Below are 17451 nucleotides of genomic sequence, written 5' to 3' on the forward strand. Positions count from 1 at the left end.
TTGATTTGACATAAAATCTTCATGTTTAAAAATATAATTTCCAAAAGAGCGGTTATATACCCATTGCTGATGCTTTCTGCAATGTGGTTCGGGTATTTTTTACAAATGCAGGGCTTTTTTCAAAGCTGTTTTGGAGCCATCATTCCGCTTTTGCCAGAAGGGTTGCTCGGAGTGGTTACCTCTCCTCTTTTACACGGAAATATTGATCATATTATAGGGAATTCTATTCCGATTGCTGCACTGATGTTTTTGTTGTATCAGTTTTATCCTATTGTAGCCAACAAAGTTTTTATTATTGGCTGGCTGGCAACCGGGCTTTTGGTATGGCTTCTTCCCCCTATTGATATTCTCACCGGCGACTATATGTATACATGTACTATCGGAGCCAGTGGTGTAGTTTATGTTCTTGCCTTTTTTCTTTTTTTCAGCGGGGTATTCAAATGGAATACAAAACTTCTGACTATTTCCATGCTTGTAGTACTCTATTATGGAAGTTTAATATGGGGAATGCTTCCGGAAGAATTGTTTTATAATATGCAGGAACCGAGCAAAATCTCATGGCAGGCCCATCTTTCGGGAGCTGTAGTGGGAAGTATTATTGCATTTTCCTTTAAAAATGTAGGGGAAAAGAAGAAAAAATTCATTTGGGAATTTCCAAATTATTATAGTGAAAAGGATGATAAACTGTGGCAGGAATACAAAGAAAATCATCCGGAAGACTTTATGGAGCTTCCTTACAAAAAAAGAGATGATATCTGGGATCATTTAGATGAATTGAGGAAGAGATAAAACTTATTTCACTACATTTGAAAAAAACACACATGATCTCAGAAGAATATTTATATGCCATCGCTCTCCGCGAGTGCAGCCAGATTGGCGACATTCATTTTTATAAACTTGTCCGTACTTTCGGAAGTGCTCACGAAGCATGGAAAAGAGCAAAGAAAGAGTATAAAAAACTGGAAGGAATAGGACAAAAAACAGTTTCGGATATAGGTAATGAGGCTCATTTGAAATTCGCAGAAGAAGAATTAAATTTTTGCGAAAAAAATAATATCCAAATCAGGCTGAGACACTTCAATGAAACCCCTTCCCTTCTTCACGAATGTAATGATGCTCCCGCTATACTTTATCAAAAAGGACAGATTAATGATTCGCTTGCCAAAGTAAGTATGGTAGGAACCCGAAATATGACTGCTTACGGTCAGCAATTTATTGAAGAATTCTTTGATGCTTCACAATCTTCCAACTATATATCGGTAAGCGGTCTTGCCCTGGGAGTTGACAAAGAGGTTCATGAACAGTCTATTCGTACCCGAAAACCTACTGTAGGAGTTTTGGCTCATGGTTTTCAATTTTTATATCCTGCAAAAAACAGACGCCTTTCAGAAAAAATTCTCCAGGAAGGAGGAGCACTAATCACAGAATTTAGCTCTAACAGAAAGCCAGACCGTGAAAACTTTATACAAAGAAACAGAATCGTTGCTGGAATATCCCCAGCGACCATTGTAGTAGAAACCGGTTTTGGAGGTGGTTCCGTAAGCACAGCAGCATTTGCCAATGATTATAATCGTGAGGTTTTTGCTCTTCCCGGAAAAATTACAGAAACCAACAGCCAGGGATGTAATCAGTTGATTTTCCACCATAAAGCAACAGCCATTTCAACGATAAAAGATCTTATCGGTATGCTTGGATTTAATGACTCGAAAGAAAAAATAGAAGAGTTATTTCCCCACAGTGAGAAAAACATACAATTATCTGATATTCAGAATTTAATATATCAATCCATCAAAGATCAGCCGCAGATTTCTCTGGATGATCTGTCGCAGAAAATTGAGGTTTCTACTTACAAAATTTTACCAATAATTTTAGAATTGGAACTTTTAGGGAAAGTAAAATCATTTTCCGGGAGGCAATTTATCGCAAATTGATATTTAACGATTTCTTAATATTGCATTATTTCACACATAACATTTCATTTTTAATAATTTTTGATCACAAATTATCAATTTAATAATATTACGAAACATTATTATTTAATTTTTAGCAATGTTGAAATAGAGTGTTGTGAATCTTGAAAAAAAAATTAAATTTGTTGACAATAATATTCAACCTTAATATATGGAACAATATAATATTGACCAGAAAATCCAAGAGTTTATTGCAAAAATTGAAGCAAAAAATCCTAACGAACCGGAATTCTTACAGGCTGTAAAAGAAGTTGCCGTAACTGTAATTCCATTCATTGCTACTAAAAAAGAATACACCGGAATGAAGCTGCTTGAAAGAATGGCTGAAGCTGAAAGAATTATTATTTTCAGAGTTCCATGGGTTGATGACAAAGGAGAAATTCAGGTTAACAGAGGTTTCAGAATTCAAATGAACTCTGCTATTGGTCCATACAAAGGAGGAATCCGTTTCCACCCTACGGTAAACTTATCAGTTCTTAAGTTCTTAGCTTTTGAACAAGTATTCAAAAACTCTTTAACAACTCTTCCAATGGGAGGTGGTAAAGGAGGTTCAGATTTCGATCCACAAGGAAAATCTGATATGGAAGTAATGCGTTTCTGCCAGGCTTTCATGACAGAATTATGCAAGCACATTGGTCCTGAAACAGACGTACCTGCAGGAGACATCGGTGTTGGAGCAAGAGAAATCGGATATTTATTCGGACAGTACAAGAAAATCAGAAACGAATTTACTGGAGTTCTTACAGGAAAAGGTCTTGCTTACGGAGGTTCATTAATCCGTCCTGAAGCTACAGGGTACGGTGTAGTATACTTCGCTGAGCAGATGCTTAAAACAATCGGACAGAATTTTGAAGGTAAAATTGTAACGGTATCAGGTTTCGGAAACGTAGCTTGGGGAGTTATCAAAAAAGCAACTGAACTGGGTGCTAAAGTAGTAACAGTTTCTGGTCCAGATGGATACATCTACGATAAAGATGGTATCAGCGGAGAAAAGATTGATTATTTATTAGAGTTGAGATCTTCAGGAAACAACAGAGCTGAAGATTATGCTAAAAAATATCCATCTGCTGAGTTCCACGCTGGAAAACGTCCTTGGGATGTGAAGTGTGATGTAGCTTTCCCTTCTGCAACTCAAAACGAATTAGATTTAGATGATGCAAGAAAATTAGTTGAAAACGGATGTATCTGTGTAACTGAAGCAGCTAACATGCCTTCTACATTAGATGCTATCAACTATTTCTTAGACAATAAAGTATTATTCTCTCCTGGTAAGGCTTCCAATGCTGGAGGTGTTGCTACATCAGGACTAGAAATGACTCAGAACTCTATCCGTCTTAACTGGACTTCTGAAGAAGTAGACGCAAGATTAAAGGAAATCATGATCGGTATCCACAAAGCTTGTAGAGACTACGGAAAAGACGAAGACGGTTATGTAAACTACGTAAAAGGTGCAAATATTGCCGGCTTCGTAAAAGTAGCAGAAGCAATGTTAGCTCAAGGAGTTGTGTAACATAAAAAACAAAGGTTGGGAGAAATTCCCGACCTTTTTTGATATAGCCTGTTCCCGGGATAATGGGAAAAAAGTAAAAAGTGAAAGGAGAAAGCGCTGCTATATGCAGCGCTTTTTTTATTTTTATATTATGGAAAGTACCTTTAAAAATATTGATGAGTATATTCTTCTGTTTCCGTTAGAGGTACAGGAAAAATTGCTTGAACTGAGAAAAGCAATTCATTCTCAGGTTTCAGATCTGGAAGAATATATTGGATATCAGATGCCGGCTTTCAGATATAAAGGAAAACCTTTGATCTATTTTGCAGGATACAAAAAACATATTGGTTTTTATCCTGGCGCTGAGGGTATCCGAAATTTTGAGGAGGATTTTAAGGAAAGGAAGTACAAGTTTTCTAAAGGAGCTGTACAGTTTCTTATTACCGAAGATCTTCCATGGGATTTAATTCATAAAATTGTTCAGTTTAAAATGGAAGAGATTGAGCAAAAAAAATCCTGAAATACAAGATTCCAGGATTCCGACTAGTGTTTGCTAAAGTGCTTACTTTTTCTTCTTTTTGTCTTTCTTCTCTTCTTTAGGAGTATCTGCAGGCTTAGTGTTATCAGTAGGTGTTGTACTTACTGTTGGATCAGTTGCCGGTGAATTCTCCATTGTTGTAGCAGGTGTTTTTTCCTGGGTTTTTGGATCCGAAGGACTTGTAGTCTGTGTATTCGGTTGAGTTTGAGTTGTCGTTGTTTTATGAGTTGAGGTATCAGCTGGCTTTTGTGTTGTTGATTGTGCCGATACTGCGATTACTCCGACTAAGGTAAACGCTGCCGTTAAAAATAACTTTTTCATAATGTAATATTTAAATGATTGTTTAACTTAAACGAGACATCATTTATAAAATTATATGTAAATAGCTTATTTAACGTACTTTATAATTATTTAAGAGGATTTTGGAAAAAGGGTTCAATTAGTTCAGCTGGAAGAATGATGCTGGAAGCTGGAAGTTTTTTAAGGTGAAAACAACAGCTCAATAATCTATTTTAACTAAGTTTAGAATCAAAGAAGCAATAGTCATATTATCAACGAAGAGAGCTTCCCGCCTCCATCATCCAGCTTCCCTACATTACATCTACTTCGCAATATTCTTCATCATTTTTTCCACGAATTCAAAAGCGGCTGGGCAGATCACTGTATTTTTCAGCATCAAATTATTGATCTGGTAGATCTTCTTGCGGTCTGTATGAGGGTATTCACGGCAGGCTTTAGGTCTTACTTCGTAGATAGAACAGGTATTATCACTATTCAGAAAAAAGCACGGAAGATTCTGCAGTACTTTATCATTATCTTCATCTACTCTTAAAAACTTAGCTTCAAAATCAGCAGACTTCATCCGAAGATGCTTGGAAATACGTTCAATATCTTTTTCAGTATATAAAGGTCCTGTTGTTTTGCAACAATTGGCACATTGTAAACAGTCTATTTCATCAAAAACTTCCTCATGGGTTTCCTGTACGATATAATCAAGATTCTTGGGCGGTTTTTTCTTTAATCCGTCCAGAAACTTCTTATGCTCTTTCTGCTTTTGTATAGCCTGTTTTTTATAAAAATCTAAATTCATTATTCATTATTTCTCACAAACTCCGGAAGCTCTTCATTCTTGTATTCATTGATTTTATCCAGATCCAGGACTGTCGTAATATTTTCTTTGCTTGGATAATACATCGGAACAAATTTAGCCCCATAAACAATTTCTCCGGTAGTATATGAAGATCTCTGCACTACAGTGTTTGAAAATACTTCATCAAATGCACGCACCTGTACAATAAGCTCAATATCTGTATTTTTAAAATCTTCTTCAGAGAAGCCATAAAACGGAGAGTTTTCATCAATTTTATGTACCACCGTCCAATTGAGGGCCAGCGTATTGATCTTACTCATTTGTGTATCAAGCCTGTAAAAATTACTTTTAGCAACTCCATTTTCTATAACTTCAATAGCTGCTGAAAGAATCACGTCTGCATCCGTTAATGCATTATTTTTATAGGGAGCAAGCCTGAACATCAATGCCGAAGAGCCTTGAAAAGGTGCAATAACCGCTATATCAGAAAATCTGAGATAGGCTCGTGGTCTTGAAAATCTTCCGTAAAAAAGTCCGGTTGCAATGGCAAAGGTAAGCAATCCCAGAAAAGCTTCAAAAGTAGCCACAAGACTCGCCAAAAAGCCTACTGGAGCAATTCTTCCATATCCTACTGTTGTAAACGTCTGGGAACTGAAGAAAAAAACATCGATAAATTCGTTTAACGGGTCGCTTTTATCAATTCCTGTAAGATGTTCCACACCGATCAGGTAATAGATCATCGCGAAAAGCAAATTGATCAAAATGTAAGCAATAACGAGATAAGAAATGAAACGGAATGAAGAGAGGTTCAGCATGGTGTGGTACCAGCTTAATCTGTTGAAAACGTTTACTCCTCTCCTCTGAACATTCGGGAGGCCGTCTTTATTGATAAATCTTCCAGAAGCATTGGTTCCAAAACCGCTGTTCTCCGCATTTTTCTGACGGATCTTTTTTCTGAATCCTCCTGTCATTTTTTAATCATTTTGATTGTGTTGTATAGTAATTCCACTCTGCAAGTAAGCCGATAGATCTTCAGCTCTCCTCTTCTGTTTTATAAATATTTAAAAAAGCAAAGTTATGTTTTTTAGTCATCATTTCTCAAACATTCGTTATTCAGATAGCAGATTGTTTTCTCGTAGATTTTTATTATGATTTTATTTAAAAGATTATATACAAAAACAGCAGAAAATTTTGAATCTCTGCTGCTTATATCCTATTTATCAAAGTAATTTATATACTTTGTGCAGGTGATTCCATCACAGTAACACTTACATTGCTGACAGATTTCACAGTGCCTGACTCTCCATGTATATCTGAAAGAAAATTAGGGAAGTCTTCAATAGGGAAAGCCCAATAATAATGGCCATTGACTGGAGAAGGAAAGTTGGCCTGCAATCTTCCATTCAATTTCATAGGCACAAAGTATTCCACAGAAGACCCTTTTAATTTTGTCAGGATAGAAATAATCTTTTTAGAGTGCGCCGGAACAATAGTTTTGTAGGTGCTGGTTTCTGTAATTTCCTCGGAATTTTCTGTTCCCTCCGTTGTATCTCCTCCCACAACAACTTTAGTACTTGCCGAAGCTTTTGCCACTAACGGAATATCAACGGATACTGATGCTGCCACTTCAAATGATCCTGAAACAGTACGCTTCCAGGAGGTAGAATATCCCTTTTTGTAAGAATAGGATACTGTAATTTCGCTTTCTCTATCTCCATTATTAATAGCTTCCGTAGTATAAGCGTTGTCCGGCAAATCTATTCCATCGGTTTTTACCGTCACCTGAGGAGTTCCTAAAACAATAGAAACATTAGGATTAGGAGCTGTATTCCGGGCATCTCCATCTACAGAAAGATCAGGATTAAATATAATTCCGTCCGGAACCTGTCCGCCATAAGCAAAAACATTTTTCAGTCTGGTTCTTTCTCCGGAATAACTGATATCATATCCTATATCTTTCAAATGGTTCGGCTTGAAAGGAATTTCACGTTCTTCATTGGTAGAACTTTTTACACTCAGATTATTATTATCTGACAATGTAAACTCATCTACAATTTTCCAGCCTTTCTGAAGCATCTCTGCCTCTGTCAGCTGTGATTTCTTTACATCAGCAGCATTTACCTTTGCTGAATCATCATTCATTGCACTCACTTCATCTCTTGAACATGACACCGAAAACATCAATAAGAGAAACCAAAAAGAATTGATTTTTTTAATCATTTTAATAATTTTTTAGTGTTTAATAATTAAATTTACAAAAACCAAGTTCTTTTAAGGCGGTTTTTTGCGAATTAATCAAATTTTAATTTTTCCTAATTTTTCATCTGTTTACCCTGTGTTTTATTCTAAAATGCTGTTTATATGAAATTTATCAATTTTCAGATCGGATTTTTTTATATGATTTACACTAACTTTGAACTATGAAAAAGCTTGAATCCCGAGAAGATATTGAACACCTTGTCAATTCATTTTATGCAAAGGTTGTTAAAGATGAAACCATAGGGTTTTTCTTTAATGATGTCGCTAAAGTAGATTGGGACAAACATCTTCCTAAAATGTACTCTTTTTGGGAGTCTATCCTTTTCGGACAGATGACGTACAAAGGAAACCCAATGGGCGTGCACTTCCCGATCAATGAGATAGAGGCTATGGAACAGAAACACTTTGACAGATGGTTGCTGCTTTGGCGTACTACTATTGAAGAAAACTTCGTAGGAGAAAACGCGGATATGGCGATCTACAAATCGGAAAACATAGCAAAGCTAATGGCTTTCAAGATGGATTTGGCGAGAAGGTTATAATGTAGTGCGAAGAGCCGGGATTTATTTCAAATAATAAATTGACTCTTTTAGGGAACGATTACGGTAAAGATATATGCTGCCAGATTTACCAATAGAACAGTTCCGTACAGAACATTTGTTTTTCCACGGCTCAAAGAAAGCATGACGATAAATACGGATAAAGAAAGCAGAATAATATCTTTCTTATCCAAACCTAATACCAGTGGAATATCATACATGATACATACCGCAGAAACCGCAGGAATAGTCAATCCGATACTTGCTAATGCTGAACCCAGCGCAAGATTCAAACTGGATTGGATTTGATTGGCTCTTGCTGCTCTGATTGCTGCAACTCCCTCAGGAAGAAGAACAACAGCTGCAATAATCACCCCAACCAAAGATTTAGGTGCTCCAAGGCTTTGCACCATCCCTTCTATTGTATTGGATAATCCTTTTGCCATAAGCACAACAATAACAAGACACACCACCAAAAAAGCAAAACTGATAAGAGTTTTTGTAAGTGAAGGAATATAATGTTCTTCCGGATGTTCATCAGGAACAATAAAATAACTTCTGTGACGCACAGTCTGTACCATCAGGAAAACGCCGTAAATAACAAGACATGCGATGGATATAAAAATAAGCTGTGCTTCATTATAGAATGGTCCGTTGACACTTGAAGTAAAATTAGGAAGGACAAGGGTAAGTACCAAAATGGAAACAATACTCACCAGATAAGTAGTTGCTGAAGTTCTTGCGAAGAACTGCTCATGATATTTAACCCCCCCTACCAAAATACATATTCCCAGAATTCCGTTAAGAATAAGCATTACAGCGGCGAAAACCGTATCTCTGGCCAGCGTGATTGCCTGATCTCCGCCGGCAACCATCAGTGAGATGATCAGCGCGACTTCAATAATGGTAATACAAAGAGCCAGGATAATAGTTCCGAAAGGCTCTCCTACTTTATGAGCAACGACTTCTGCATGATGCACTGCTGATAAAACACTTGCGATCAGCAAAACACCCGCAAGGATATCATAAATAACACCAGTTCCCATTAAACCGGAAAAGTAGTATCCTACTGTCAAAATAGGAAAAATATAGGTATAATGTAAAAGTTCTTTTAGTCTCATATCGTGACTACAAAATACAAAAAATCTATGAAATTTTAAATATCAAAAGAAAATATTAATAATATTTTAATGAGGCCAGAAGTTAAAGTCCTGGTAATCTGTGAACATATGAAACAGAAGCCCAATTCCAATAATTCTAATATTTCCTTTAAAAAACAGCAGCAAAAAATACACCGCAATGGCATAATAGGAATGTAAAAAATGAAAACCTATACTTCCTCGGGACGGATCAAAAATTGGATTGGCGAAAAGATGGTCCAGATCTACGAGCATGGTAGCCAGAAGAATGAAATACGCTTTCTTCCAGTTTTTACGATAAAAAACTAATGCAATAAATACTGGAAAAACGAGATGTAGAAAATAATGGGTAAAGGTTTTGAGCAATGCGATATCTGATGGAGCCATTAATGATAATTTTATTCGGTTTTGACATTTACCAGCGTAAAATTAAGGGTAATTCTCCATTTTTTGCTTTTATTTTCACCCAATAATCTTTTGCTTTATTTCCGTAAATCACATACTCTATATCGGAAATGATTCTTTTTTCAGTGATACTCAGTGTTTTTAAGGAAGAATACAACAGCGCACTGTTTCTGATTAAAATATAATTTTCTTTTAACTGAGGTGATAATGATATTGATTTTCGGGTTGATCTGATCGCAATACCTTCATTATTTTGGCTGATTTGATTTGGTTGGAAAGGAATTGCCGTAAATTGGTTTTCGTTGTTGATCCACTTTTTAGACTGGAAATAATCCCAGGTTTTTCCGGGATCACTACTTTTAATATCAATGAAATAAGTAGGTTGGGTAATTTTTTGGAAGGCCTTTTTTTCAACTTCATTGAAATTATCATCATATTCATAACTGATAATGGTATCATTGATCTGCTCAAGATCTGCTGTTGCTCTAAAGTAAGCTATTTGTGAGGAATCAGCTATATTTTTATTGAAAAAAAGGCTGAAGTTTCTAACGTTTTCTTTGTCTAATTCAAGGTCCAGAAAATGATTTCTCTTCTGTAGTTTAGAAGCTACAGCATTAAAAATTTCGGTGTTTGAATTGTTTTTGATTTCAATTTCATCCTCATTTAAATCAATAGAAAAGTTTTGAATCTTTTTCCCGGAAATGAAAGAAATACTTCCTGTCGAATTATTTATAAACTGATCTGCATTCAGAACAGAATTCGAAGTCTGAAGAATTTGTTTCTGAATGGTTTCAAAGGCCGAATCTGAAGTTCCCATTATGCAATGATTCCCATTGACCACAACAAAAAACTGATCATTCTGAAAGCGGTTATTTCCCTTAGCTACAAAATTTTTTTTCTTTAAAAAGGTGATGAACTTTTGTGAATCTTTCAATTCTAAAACACTGTACCATTCGGAAAACTTAGTGTCTTTAATGTGAAAGATCTGTAAAAAATCCGGAATTCTGATCCCTGCATCTTTCAAAGAACCGGAACTTTTACCTTTGGACTTACTTTCTGACCAATGTGAAGGGTGTGTTGCCAGACTGAAGAGGTATTGTCCTGTTAGTTTCTTTACATCAATTAAAGCTACTGCATCTGCATTTTCAGGGATATATCTGAGGCTTTTGTTTTTATAAAAAACCACGAAATACACCGCCACAGCAAACAATACAACTAACGGGACAATAATCTTCTTTTTGTTCATTTATAAAATTTGTGGTTTCTCTTCTTTTTCTTTTGTTTTAAAAACCTGATCGAATATATCAAAGAAATACATTAAGCTGTTTTCCGAAGAGTCTTTAATATTATAATTCATTTCAGTCTGAATGCTTTCTCCCTTCACCTCTGTTTTATAATACATTTCTCCTACATTTTTTCTGATGGCATCCAGTGTTTTTCTTTCTTTTGGAGTTTTAAACTCTTTGTCCAGACCTGTTAAAAGCTTCTGAATATCTAATCTTCCGGACAAAGGATATTTCGCTGAATCTTTGGCCCATTTTCTGGAAATATCAGATTGGTTTACCGATAAAATATTGTCGGCAGAGCTCATCAGATATACCACTCCATCTTTTACGGTAAAGAACAGCTGATCAATATACCCTCCATTTTTCTCTTCTTTGAATGTGTAAAAATTTCCTTTTTTGGAGAATCTTTTAGACAGTTTTTTATTGGTAGTCAACAAATCAAAAATACGGTTCCAATAGCCTTCATTTTCTGTTGCAAAAGCGAAAGTGAAGTTGGGAACAGCGATTTCTTTGGTCTTTTTTACTTCTTTTTCGTTAAAATCGGCATCGTATTCGTAATCGGTATATTCTACTGTTTTGGATTTCAATTCGTTCAAAACAAAAATTCCGTTTCCGGGTGCAATTTTGGAAATTGCTTCCTCGTCAAGAACAATTTTCATGGTTTCCATGATGAGCTCCATTTCTTTTTTGTACTCATTTTCTCCGGAATTCTGAAGAAGGCTGTACATCATGTCGAAACATTTTGCTCCATTCACGTTCATGGCATAGTAACCAACGCTTTTTTCATTGATCAGCTCCAGCAGCTTTTTGTTCTTCTTCCCTTTGTAAATAGCTGAAATATTATTTTGAATATCTTCATTTTTGTGCTGATAATTATTCACCAGCCTTACTTTATCCTTATCAAAATACAGATTGTACGAATAGTTGGAATCATACATGTTTTTGAAAAACTGTCCATAGCTGTAGAACTTCGTCATTTTGCCATAGATCCCGTCATTTACAATTCTTCCATAGTCTGTATATACAAAAACATCAGAATTGGCGTCTCTGAATTTCAGCATTTCTTTAGGAGCTTCAATTTCTAAATTTGAACTAAAATAAAGGTCGAAACGGTCTTCGGCGTTCTTTTTCACAACTTTGAAGTTTTCTCTGCGAATAGAATCCTGTTCTTTTTTGTAAGCTTTATCTTCTTCCTCATCGTAAGCGTAACCATCGTTAGGCATTTCTTCTCCATTTTCAGAATTCTCGGCACTTTCCTTCTCTTCAGGATATTTATGATGTTTCTGCAGATACTTAATATCCTTCTGAATTCTTGCTATTTCCAGATTATTATCTTTGATACCCTCTTTCAGATACTTAATATCGTCTTTCAGATTTTTGATTTCGTCTTTATAGTTAAAAGGTTTTTCCGGCTCATCGGTATAAGCACTGTCTCCGGCATCTACTGCAACGCTGTCTACAGCTACTGCTGTACTGTCTGCTACAGCTTCAGTAGACCAAATATCTTTATAAGGCTTGGTATAGCTTATCATGCTAAGAACTGCGCGGCTTCCGTTCCACGCCACAAAAACATCATCATTAATGTCTACGTAAGAATAATTCTTTCTGCTGGAAACTTCCTGTCCTTTTTTCTTTACAGAATTAATGAACTCCTGGAACTTTTCCTTATTATCAATGATAAAATGTGTGTTGTACGTCTTAATAGAATCATTAAAGCTTGCGTAATGATACTGAACAGCATCATATTTGATCCCGGTTTTGGAATAATCTGTCCATGAAGGTGCTTCCTTGCTTTTTTTGCTTAGCTCATGAAGCAGCGGATTCAATTTATTCCAGTTGATTTTATTATTAAGCTGTTTTCCGTTGACTTCCATATAAAATACGGCATCAGACGGAACTTTCATACTGTTTTGGGCAAAAACCAGTGTAAAACCAAAGAGTACAAAAATAATTTTTTGTGTTTTTAATAAGATAGATTTCATGACTATAGTTTAGAAATTTATTGAAAAAGAATCGTGTTTTGTATTTGTTTTTTTTGAAGGATCAGATCCAGGATATCAGCCTCCAGTTTAAGCGCTTTTTTATTGGGAGAAAGAACATAGGTATTATTCGTTTGTGATTTCACGGTGCTCTCGAACTGCATAATGGAAGTATATTTTGCATCATTAAAAACTTCCTTGTCTGCCTTACTCATCTTGTCGTAATCCGCTTTAAAAGTATTGACTTTATTTCTTGTCAATGTCTTTTTTTCAAGATTCTGGCTGTACACTTGTGTGGGAACCATTTTGCCCAATATATTCTGAGATTTCAGCTTTTCCAGACCAGCATTGATGTTTTCAATCTTTTTGAAATTACAGCTCAGTTTAATGATATAATTATCAAAATCCATGGATGTTTTCACATTGCTGATACCGGGAGTTCCTTTGAAAATCTTAGCTGCTTCATTGATTTTATTTTCAATTTCTGCTTTTTTCGGAACTTTTTTTCCATTGATGGTTTCCATTTTTGAGATGGATGCCAGTCTTGTTTTGCTCTTACTGGCATTAAGAATAATGGTATATTCTCCTGTTCCGTCAGCCTTTACATTCACTTTATCAAGGATATCGAAACAGCTTGTAAGAAACAGCAAAGGAATACAGGTAAGAAATAATCTGAGAAAATTTTTCATGATTTGTTTTAAAGCCACAAAATTACTCAATTTTGACCTTAAATCCTTGTCATCTTCGATTTTTTGGCCATAAATAGCTGTTTCCCGGTACTTTTTTAGGGGAAAATACGGTACGATTCCGTATACTATTTTTTAAATACGTCCTTTCAGATAATCCTGACGAAGATCTTCGTCCAGCTTTTCAATAGCATATCGAAGACAGGTTCTTGGCATTTCTTTGTAATACTGATTCAGATAGCTGATGAGTTCACCTTCATTTTTATTTCCCATTTCTCTTAATAACCATCCATTGGCCTTATGCATCAGATCATGAGAGTGTTTTAGATTTCTGGTTACGAATTCTTTGGTAAGATCAAATGATCCCTTTTTTATGTAATGCATTGTCCCCACAATGGCTATTCTCTTATGCCACATTTCTTCTGATTCCGAAAGTTCCCTAAGAAGGCTTTCTTTCTGGTTTTCAAAAGTATATCTACCCAAAATCTTATAACAGGTGGAGTCTACCAGATCCCAGTTGTTGACATAAGGAAGGTGATTCAGGTAAAAAGAAACCACCTCTTCTTTTATGGCTTTATCTTTAGTTTTTTCAAACTTTGAAATCAGCATAAAAAGAGCTGTCAGCCTGTGTTCATGGTATTTTGAAGAAAGCAGTACACCGAGCTCTTCCAAATTGATTTTCGAATAATACTCTTTGGCAACAGAGCGCTGATCCGGAACTGTTACACCTAGAAACAAATCGCCTTCGCCATATTCTCCTTTTCCTGTTTTGAAAAATCTAGGAAAGAATTCTGCCTTTTCAGGAATGGATAGAACAGCAAGCGATTCCTGTATTTCTTTAACAATACTCATATGACAATTTAAGCGTTTTCTTCTACAGCAATATTTTCCTGTTCTTCCTCTTCTTTTGCAATCTTATTGGGATTGGCTACTTTGGCAATGGTAAGCCCCTGAACAATGATCGAAAATACAACAACACAGTAGGTAATACTTAAAATAATTTCGCTGTATTCACTTTTGGGAATAGACATCGCCAGTGCAATGGAAACCCCTCCGCGAATTCCTCCCCAAACCAGAACTTTTACCGTCTGCGGGCTGAAACTTTTTCTCAGAGAAGTAAATTTCGTAGGTCCCCAAATGGAAATAAATCTTGCAAAAAGAACAACTACAATGGCAGCTAAGCCCGGAATCATAAAGTGCTTAAGGTCTTTAATCATCAAAAGCTCAAACCCGATGAAAAGGAACAACACAGCATTCAGAATTTCATCAATCAATTCCCAGAATTTAATAAGATAATCCTGAGTAACGGATTTCATTTTGAAACTTCTGTTGAAATTCCCCATAAACAATCCTGCCGCAACCATTGTCAACGGCCCTGAAATATGCATTTGGCGGGCAATAAGATATCCTCCCATCACCACAGAAAGCGTTACCAATACAGAAATAATATAATCATCTACTTCACGCATCAACCTTGATGTAACCCAACCAAGCAGCACCCCTAATAAAAGGCCTCCTCCAGCTTCTTTAAGTAAAAGAAGCCCGATCGTTTCAACACTAAGATCTACCTCTTTTCCAACGGCAAGTTGTAAGATCACGGTAAAAACCACAACCGCCATACCGTCGTTGAAGAGAGATTCTCCTGCTACTTTTGTTTCCAGTGATTTTGATACATTAGCCTGTTTCAGTACACTCAGAACCGCTACCGGATCGGTAGGAGAAATCAAGGCACCGAAAACAAGACAGTAGATAAATGGAAGCTTAACACCCACATAAGGAAGCAGATAGAACATTCCGAATCCTACTACAAAAGTAGAAATCACAACTCCTACTGTGGAAAATATTACTACAGGTCTGAACTGTTCTTTCAGATCATTAATATTAATATGAATTCCTCCTGCAAAGAGAAGGAAATTAAGCATAGCTCCCATCAAAACCTCCGTAAAATCGATACCATTCATCAGTTTGTGAAGATGTCCGAACGTTCTCGGAAGCACAGTTTCTCCAAACATGACCAGAAAAATAGAAACCACAATAGCGATCACCATAATTCCGATGGTACTTGGAAGTTTTAAAAACCTGTAATTAAGATATGCAAATATTGATGCTAATACGATTAATGCTGAAAATGAATAATATAATTCCACTAAGTGTTTTTTATTTTAAGATTAATTGGTTAGTTCCAAATAAAGTATTCTGATATAAATCTTCTTCCCATCCTTTTCCCAGATATCATACATGCTATCTTTCATTGCCTTTGAGCTTCTTGTATAATCTTGTCCTATATTCAGAATATTCAGCAGAATGTATTCATCCCCTACAGAATTGACGATATAGGCTGTTTTTTCAGACTGCCCGTCTCCTGAACTTTTTATCCCATCCGTAAGTGCTCTAAACTGATTCAGATGATGCATAAAGTTATTTCCGTCCTTTATAGAATCATATGCTCTGAGCAGGATCAGTAGAATATCAAGGTTCGTAGGATCTTTATCATACAATTCCTTTCCCTGTTTGATGCAGTCAGCAAAATTATTCTGCTTAAAGGCATCTACAAGACTTTTAAAACGGTCTTCTGATGTGCTTATTTTATCGCTTCTATAGTTTCTTCCGTAGTAAAGATATTGTGACTCTATACTGTCCAAAGATTTTGGATACCCTTTGTACTTAAAAATAAGCTTCTCATAATTGTACGGAGAATCAGAACTATTGAGACTTTTCTCAATGGCTTTTAAATCAACTTTTGATTTCTGGCTAAACCCAAAAACCGAAAATAGTATGAATAAAAGGAAAAAGTGATACTTCATTAATTGTTGCTTTCTTCTTCGTCGTTATCGAAATATTCGAAAAGGAAATCGTTATACGGGAATCTTGAAATATGAATTTTCATGACTTCATCATAGATCATTTTCTTCATTTCCGGGAAGTTTTCCTTCGTTAATGCAGAAATGAAAACCGTTGGATATTTTGATTTCGCCATCCACGTTTTTTTCCATTCTTCCAGAGAGATATTTTTACGGGTAGAAGGCGTAAGATCATCTTCATCCTTTTTCTCATAGCTGAAATCATCAATCTTATTGAAAATCATGATCATTGGTTTCTGATGGGCATTAATTTCCATCAGGATATGATTTACAGATTCTATGTGATCTTCAAAGCTTTCGTGAGAAATATCTACTACATGAATCAAAAGATCAGCTTCACGCACTTCATCCAAAGTAGATTTGAATGACTCCACCAGCTGAGTCGGTAATTTTCTGATAAACCCTACGGTATCGGTAAGCAGGAAAGGTAAATTTCCGATCACCACTTTTCTTACAGTCGTATCCAGGGTTGCGAATAATTTATTTTCAGCAAAAACCTCAGACTTTGAGATGGAATTCATCAAAGTAGATTTCCCTACGTTGGTATATCCTACCAAAGCAGCACGAACCACCTTTCCGCGGTTGTTACGCTGAGTTGCCATCTGCTTGTCAATAGTCTTTAATTTCTCTTTCAGCAACGTGATCCTGTCACGGATAATACGACGGTCAGTTTCAATTTCCGTTTCACCGGGACCTCTCATCCCGATTCCCCCTTTCTGTCGCTCAAGGTGGGTCCACATCCTAGTCAGTCGTGGCAAAAGATACTGATATTGCGCTAATTCCACCTGAGTTCTTGCATAAGAAGTCTGGGCTCTTTGGGCAAAAATATCAAGAATAAGATTGGTACGGTCCAGAATCTTCACTTCCATATCTCTTTCCAGGTTTTTAAGCTGTGAAGGAGAAAGTTCATCATCGAAAATTACAGTTCCTATCTCGTTTTCTTTTACATATTCTTTTATCTCAATGGCTTTTCCGCTTCCGATAAAGGTTTTGGAATCCGGCTGAGTCAGTTTTTGGGTAAAACGCTTTTGTACGGTAGCTCCGGCTGTGAAAGCTAAAAACTCAAGTTCATCTAAATACTCCGTCAGTTTTTCTTCGTCCTGATTTTGGGTAATAACACCCACTAAGACTGCTTTCTCATAGTTATGTTCTTTCTTTTCTAACATTAAGTTCTGTCTATGTTTATGATTTTTACAAGTTAATATTTTTC

At 36.0% G+C, this 17451-nt stretch carries 18 protein-coding genes; 5 read left to right on the forward strand and 13 right to left on the reverse strand.

The features are described 5' to 3' along the window. Positions 1–21 precede the first annotated feature (21 nt). The 4 genes from ACM6F9_RS13475 (at position 22) to ACM6F9_RS13490 (ending at position 3979) form a co-directional block, all read left to right on the forward strand. A complete protein-coding gene (locus tag ACM6F9_RS13475) occupies positions 22–789 on the forward strand; it encodes a rhomboid family intramembrane serine protease (protein ID WP_414846187.1) in 768 nt (255 codons plus the stop codon). 32 nt (positions 790–821) lie between these two features. Then, positions 822–1931 carry a DNA-processing protein DprA gene (dprA, locus tag ACM6F9_RS13480; protein WP_414846188.1) on the forward strand — a complete coding sequence of 370 codons (1110 nt, stop codon included), beginning with the start codon at positions 822–824 and terminating at the stop codon, positions 1929–1931. Between the two features lie 190 nt (positions 1932–2121). Further along, a complete protein-coding gene (gene gdhA, locus ACM6F9_RS13485) occupies positions 2122–3480 on the forward strand; it encodes an NADP-specific glutamate dehydrogenase (RefSeq protein WP_105700419.1) in 1359 nt (452 codons plus the stop codon). A gap of 103 nt (positions 3481–3583) precedes the next feature. Further along, the gene (locus ACM6F9_RS13490) at positions 3584–3979 is read left to right on the forward strand and encodes an iron chaperone (protein ID WP_414846189.1); all 396 of its coding nucleotides are present in this window, start codon (positions 3584–3586) and stop codon (positions 3977–3979) included. Positions 3980–4021: 42 nt separating this feature from the next. Here the strand turns inward: ACM6F9_RS13490 and ACM6F9_RS13495 are convergent, their stop codons facing one another. From ACM6F9_RS13495 to ACM6F9_RS13510, 4 genes are all read right to left on the reverse strand, one after another. Next, a complete protein-coding gene (locus ACM6F9_RS13495) occupies positions 4022–4318 on the reverse strand; it encodes a hypothetical protein (RefSeq protein ID WP_414846190.1) in 297 nt (98 codons plus the stop codon). Between the two features lie 280 nt (positions 4319–4598). Next, positions 4599–5087 (reverse strand): YkgJ family cysteine cluster protein, encoded by a 489-nt coding sequence (locus ACM6F9_RS13500; RefSeq protein ID WP_414846191.1) that lies wholly within the window; start codon positions 5085–5087, stop codon positions 4599–4601. Then, positions 5087–6058, reverse strand: coding sequence for an ion channel (locus ACM6F9_RS13505; RefSeq protein WP_414846192.1), 972 nt, complete (start codon positions 6056–6058; stop codon positions 5087–5089). Before ACM6F9_RS13505 ends, ACM6F9_RS13500 begins: the two co-directional genes overlap by 1 nt. A 259-nt stretch (positions 6059–6317) precedes the next feature. Then, complete coding sequence (locus ACM6F9_RS13510; protein ID WP_414846193.1) at positions 6318–7307, reverse strand: hypothetical protein; 990 nt, start codon at positions 7305–7307, stop codon at positions 6318–6320. A 200-nt stretch (positions 7308–7507) separates the two neighbouring features. Here ACM6F9_RS13510 and ACM6F9_RS13515 point away from each other — a divergent pair, with 200 nt between their 5' ends. Continuing rightward, positions 7508–7888 carry a group III truncated hemoglobin gene (locus ACM6F9_RS13515; protein WP_414846194.1) on the forward strand — a complete coding sequence of 127 codons (381 nt, stop codon included), beginning with the start codon at positions 7508–7510 and terminating at the stop codon, positions 7886–7888. Positions 7889–7935: 47 nt separating this feature from the next. On the opposite strand, the gene ACM6F9_RS13520 is transcribed toward ACM6F9_RS13515, so the two are convergent. From ACM6F9_RS13520 to hflX, 9 genes are all read right to left on the reverse strand, one after another. Continuing rightward, the gene (locus tag ACM6F9_RS13520; protein ID WP_414846195.1) at positions 7936–9006 is read right to left on the reverse strand and encodes a calcium:proton antiporter; all 1071 of its coding nucleotides are present in this window, start codon (positions 9004–9006) and stop codon (positions 7936–7938) included. A gap of 66 nt (positions 9007–9072) precedes the next feature. Then, positions 9073–9411 carry a DUF6122 family protein gene (locus ACM6F9_RS13525; RefSeq protein WP_034691863.1) on the reverse strand — a complete coding sequence of 113 codons (339 nt, stop codon included), beginning with the start codon at positions 9409–9411 and terminating at the stop codon, positions 9073–9075. Positions 9412–9439: 28 nt separating this feature from the next. Then, on the reverse strand, positions 9440–10675 hold the full coding sequence (locus ACM6F9_RS13530) for a hypothetical protein (protein WP_414846196.1): 1236 nt from the start codon (positions 10673–10675) through the stop codon (positions 9440–9442). Then, a complete protein-coding gene (locus tag ACM6F9_RS13535; protein WP_414846197.1) occupies positions 10676–12697 on the reverse strand; it encodes a hypothetical protein in 2022 nt (673 codons plus the stop codon). Positions 12698–12714: 17 nt separating this feature from the next. Further along, positions 12715–13383, reverse strand: a complete 669-nt coding sequence (locus tag ACM6F9_RS13540) for a hypothetical protein (protein ID WP_414846198.1) — start codon at positions 13381–13383, stop codon at positions 12715–12717. Positions 13384–13515: 132 nt separating this feature from the next. After that, entirely contained in the window at positions 13516–14232 is a 717-nt protein-coding gene (locus ACM6F9_RS13545) for a DNA alkylation repair protein (protein ID WP_414846199.1), read from the reverse strand. Positions 14233–14240: 8 nt separating this feature from the next. Continuing rightward, positions 14241–15527, reverse strand: coding sequence for a cation:proton antiporter (locus ACM6F9_RS13550; protein WP_414846200.1), 1287 nt, complete (start codon positions 15525–15527; stop codon positions 14241–14243). 21 nt (positions 15528–15548) lie between these two features. Further along, on the reverse strand, positions 15549–16184 hold the full coding sequence (locus ACM6F9_RS13555; protein WP_414846201.1) for a DUF4919 domain-containing protein: 636 nt from the start codon (positions 16182–16184) through the stop codon (positions 15549–15551). Beyond that, positions 16184–17407, reverse strand: a complete 1224-nt coding sequence (gene hflX, locus ACM6F9_RS13560) for a GTPase HflX (protein WP_121486588.1) — start codon at positions 17405–17407, stop codon at positions 16184–16186. The genes ACM6F9_RS13555 and hflX overlap by 1 nt, the downstream gene beginning before the upstream one ends. Positions 17408–17451: the final 44 nt, after the last annotated feature.

This window comes from Chryseobacterium sp. IT-36CA2, assembly GCF_949767875.1.
Classification (GTDB): Bacteria; Bacteroidota; Bacteroidia; order Flavobacteriales; family Weeksellaceae; genus Chryseobacterium.

Excerpts from the sequence above, each read along its gene's own strand:
- ACM6F9_RS13475 (WP_414846187.1), top strand. The coding sequence starts at position 22 with ATGTTTAAAAATATAATTTCCAAAAGAGCGGTTATATACCCATTGCTG.
- dprA (WP_414846188.1), top strand. The coding sequence starts at position 822 with ATGATCTCAGAAGAATATTTATATGCCATCGCTCTCCGCGAGTGCAGC.
- gdhA (WP_105700419.1), top strand. The coding sequence starts at position 2,122 with ATGGAACAATATAATATTGACCAGAAAATCCAAGAGTTTATTGCAAAA.
- ACM6F9_RS13490 (WP_414846189.1), top strand. The coding sequence starts at position 3,584 with ATGCAGCGCTTTTTTTATTTTTATATTATGGAAAGTACCTTTAAAAAT.
- ACM6F9_RS13495 (WP_414846190.1), bottom strand. The coding sequence starts at position 4,318 with ATGAAAAAGTTATTTTTAACGGCAGCGTTTACCTTAGTCGGAGTAATC.
- ACM6F9_RS13500 (WP_414846191.1), bottom strand. The coding sequence starts at position 5,087 with ATGAATTTAGATTTTTATAAAAAACAGGCTATACAAAAGCAGAAAGAG.
- ACM6F9_RS13505 (WP_414846192.1), bottom strand. The coding sequence starts at position 6,058 with ATGACAGGAGGATTCAGAAAAAAGATCCGTCAGAAAAATGCGGAGAAC.
- ACM6F9_RS13510 (WP_414846193.1), bottom strand. The coding sequence starts at position 7,307 with ATGATTAAAAAAATCAATTCTTTTTGGTTTCTCTTATTGATGTTTTCG.
- ACM6F9_RS13515 (WP_414846194.1), top strand. The coding sequence starts at position 7,508 with ATGAAAAAGCTTGAATCCCGAGAAGATATTGAACACCTTGTCAATTCA.
- ACM6F9_RS13520 (WP_414846195.1), bottom strand. The coding sequence starts at position 9,006 with ATGAGACTAAAAGAACTTTTACATTATACCTATATTTTTCCTATTTTG.
- ACM6F9_RS13525 (WP_034691863.1), bottom strand. The coding sequence starts at position 9,411 with ATGGCTCCATCAGATATCGCATTGCTCAAAACCTTTACCCATTATTTT.
- ACM6F9_RS13530 (WP_414846196.1), bottom strand. The coding sequence starts at position 10,675 with ATGAACAAAAAGAAGATTATTGTCCCGTTAGTTGTATTGTTTGCTGTG.
- ACM6F9_RS13535 (WP_414846197.1), bottom strand. The coding sequence starts at position 12,697 with ATGAAATCTATCTTATTAAAAACACAAAAAATTATTTTTGTACTCTTT.
- ACM6F9_RS13540 (WP_414846198.1), bottom strand. The coding sequence starts at position 13,383 with ATGAAAAATTTTCTCAGATTATTTCTTACCTGTATTCCTTTGCTGTTT.
- ACM6F9_RS13545 (WP_414846199.1), bottom strand. The coding sequence starts at position 14,232 with ATGAGTATTGTTAAAGAAATACAGGAATCGCTTGCTGTTCTATCCATT.
- ACM6F9_RS13555 (WP_414846201.1), bottom strand. The coding sequence starts at position 16,184 with ATGAAGTATCACTTTTTCCTTTTATTCATACTATTTTCGGTTTTTGGG.
- hflX (WP_121486588.1), bottom strand. The coding sequence starts at position 17,407 with ATGTTAGAAAAGAAAGAACATAACTATGAGAAAGCAGTCTTAGTGGGT.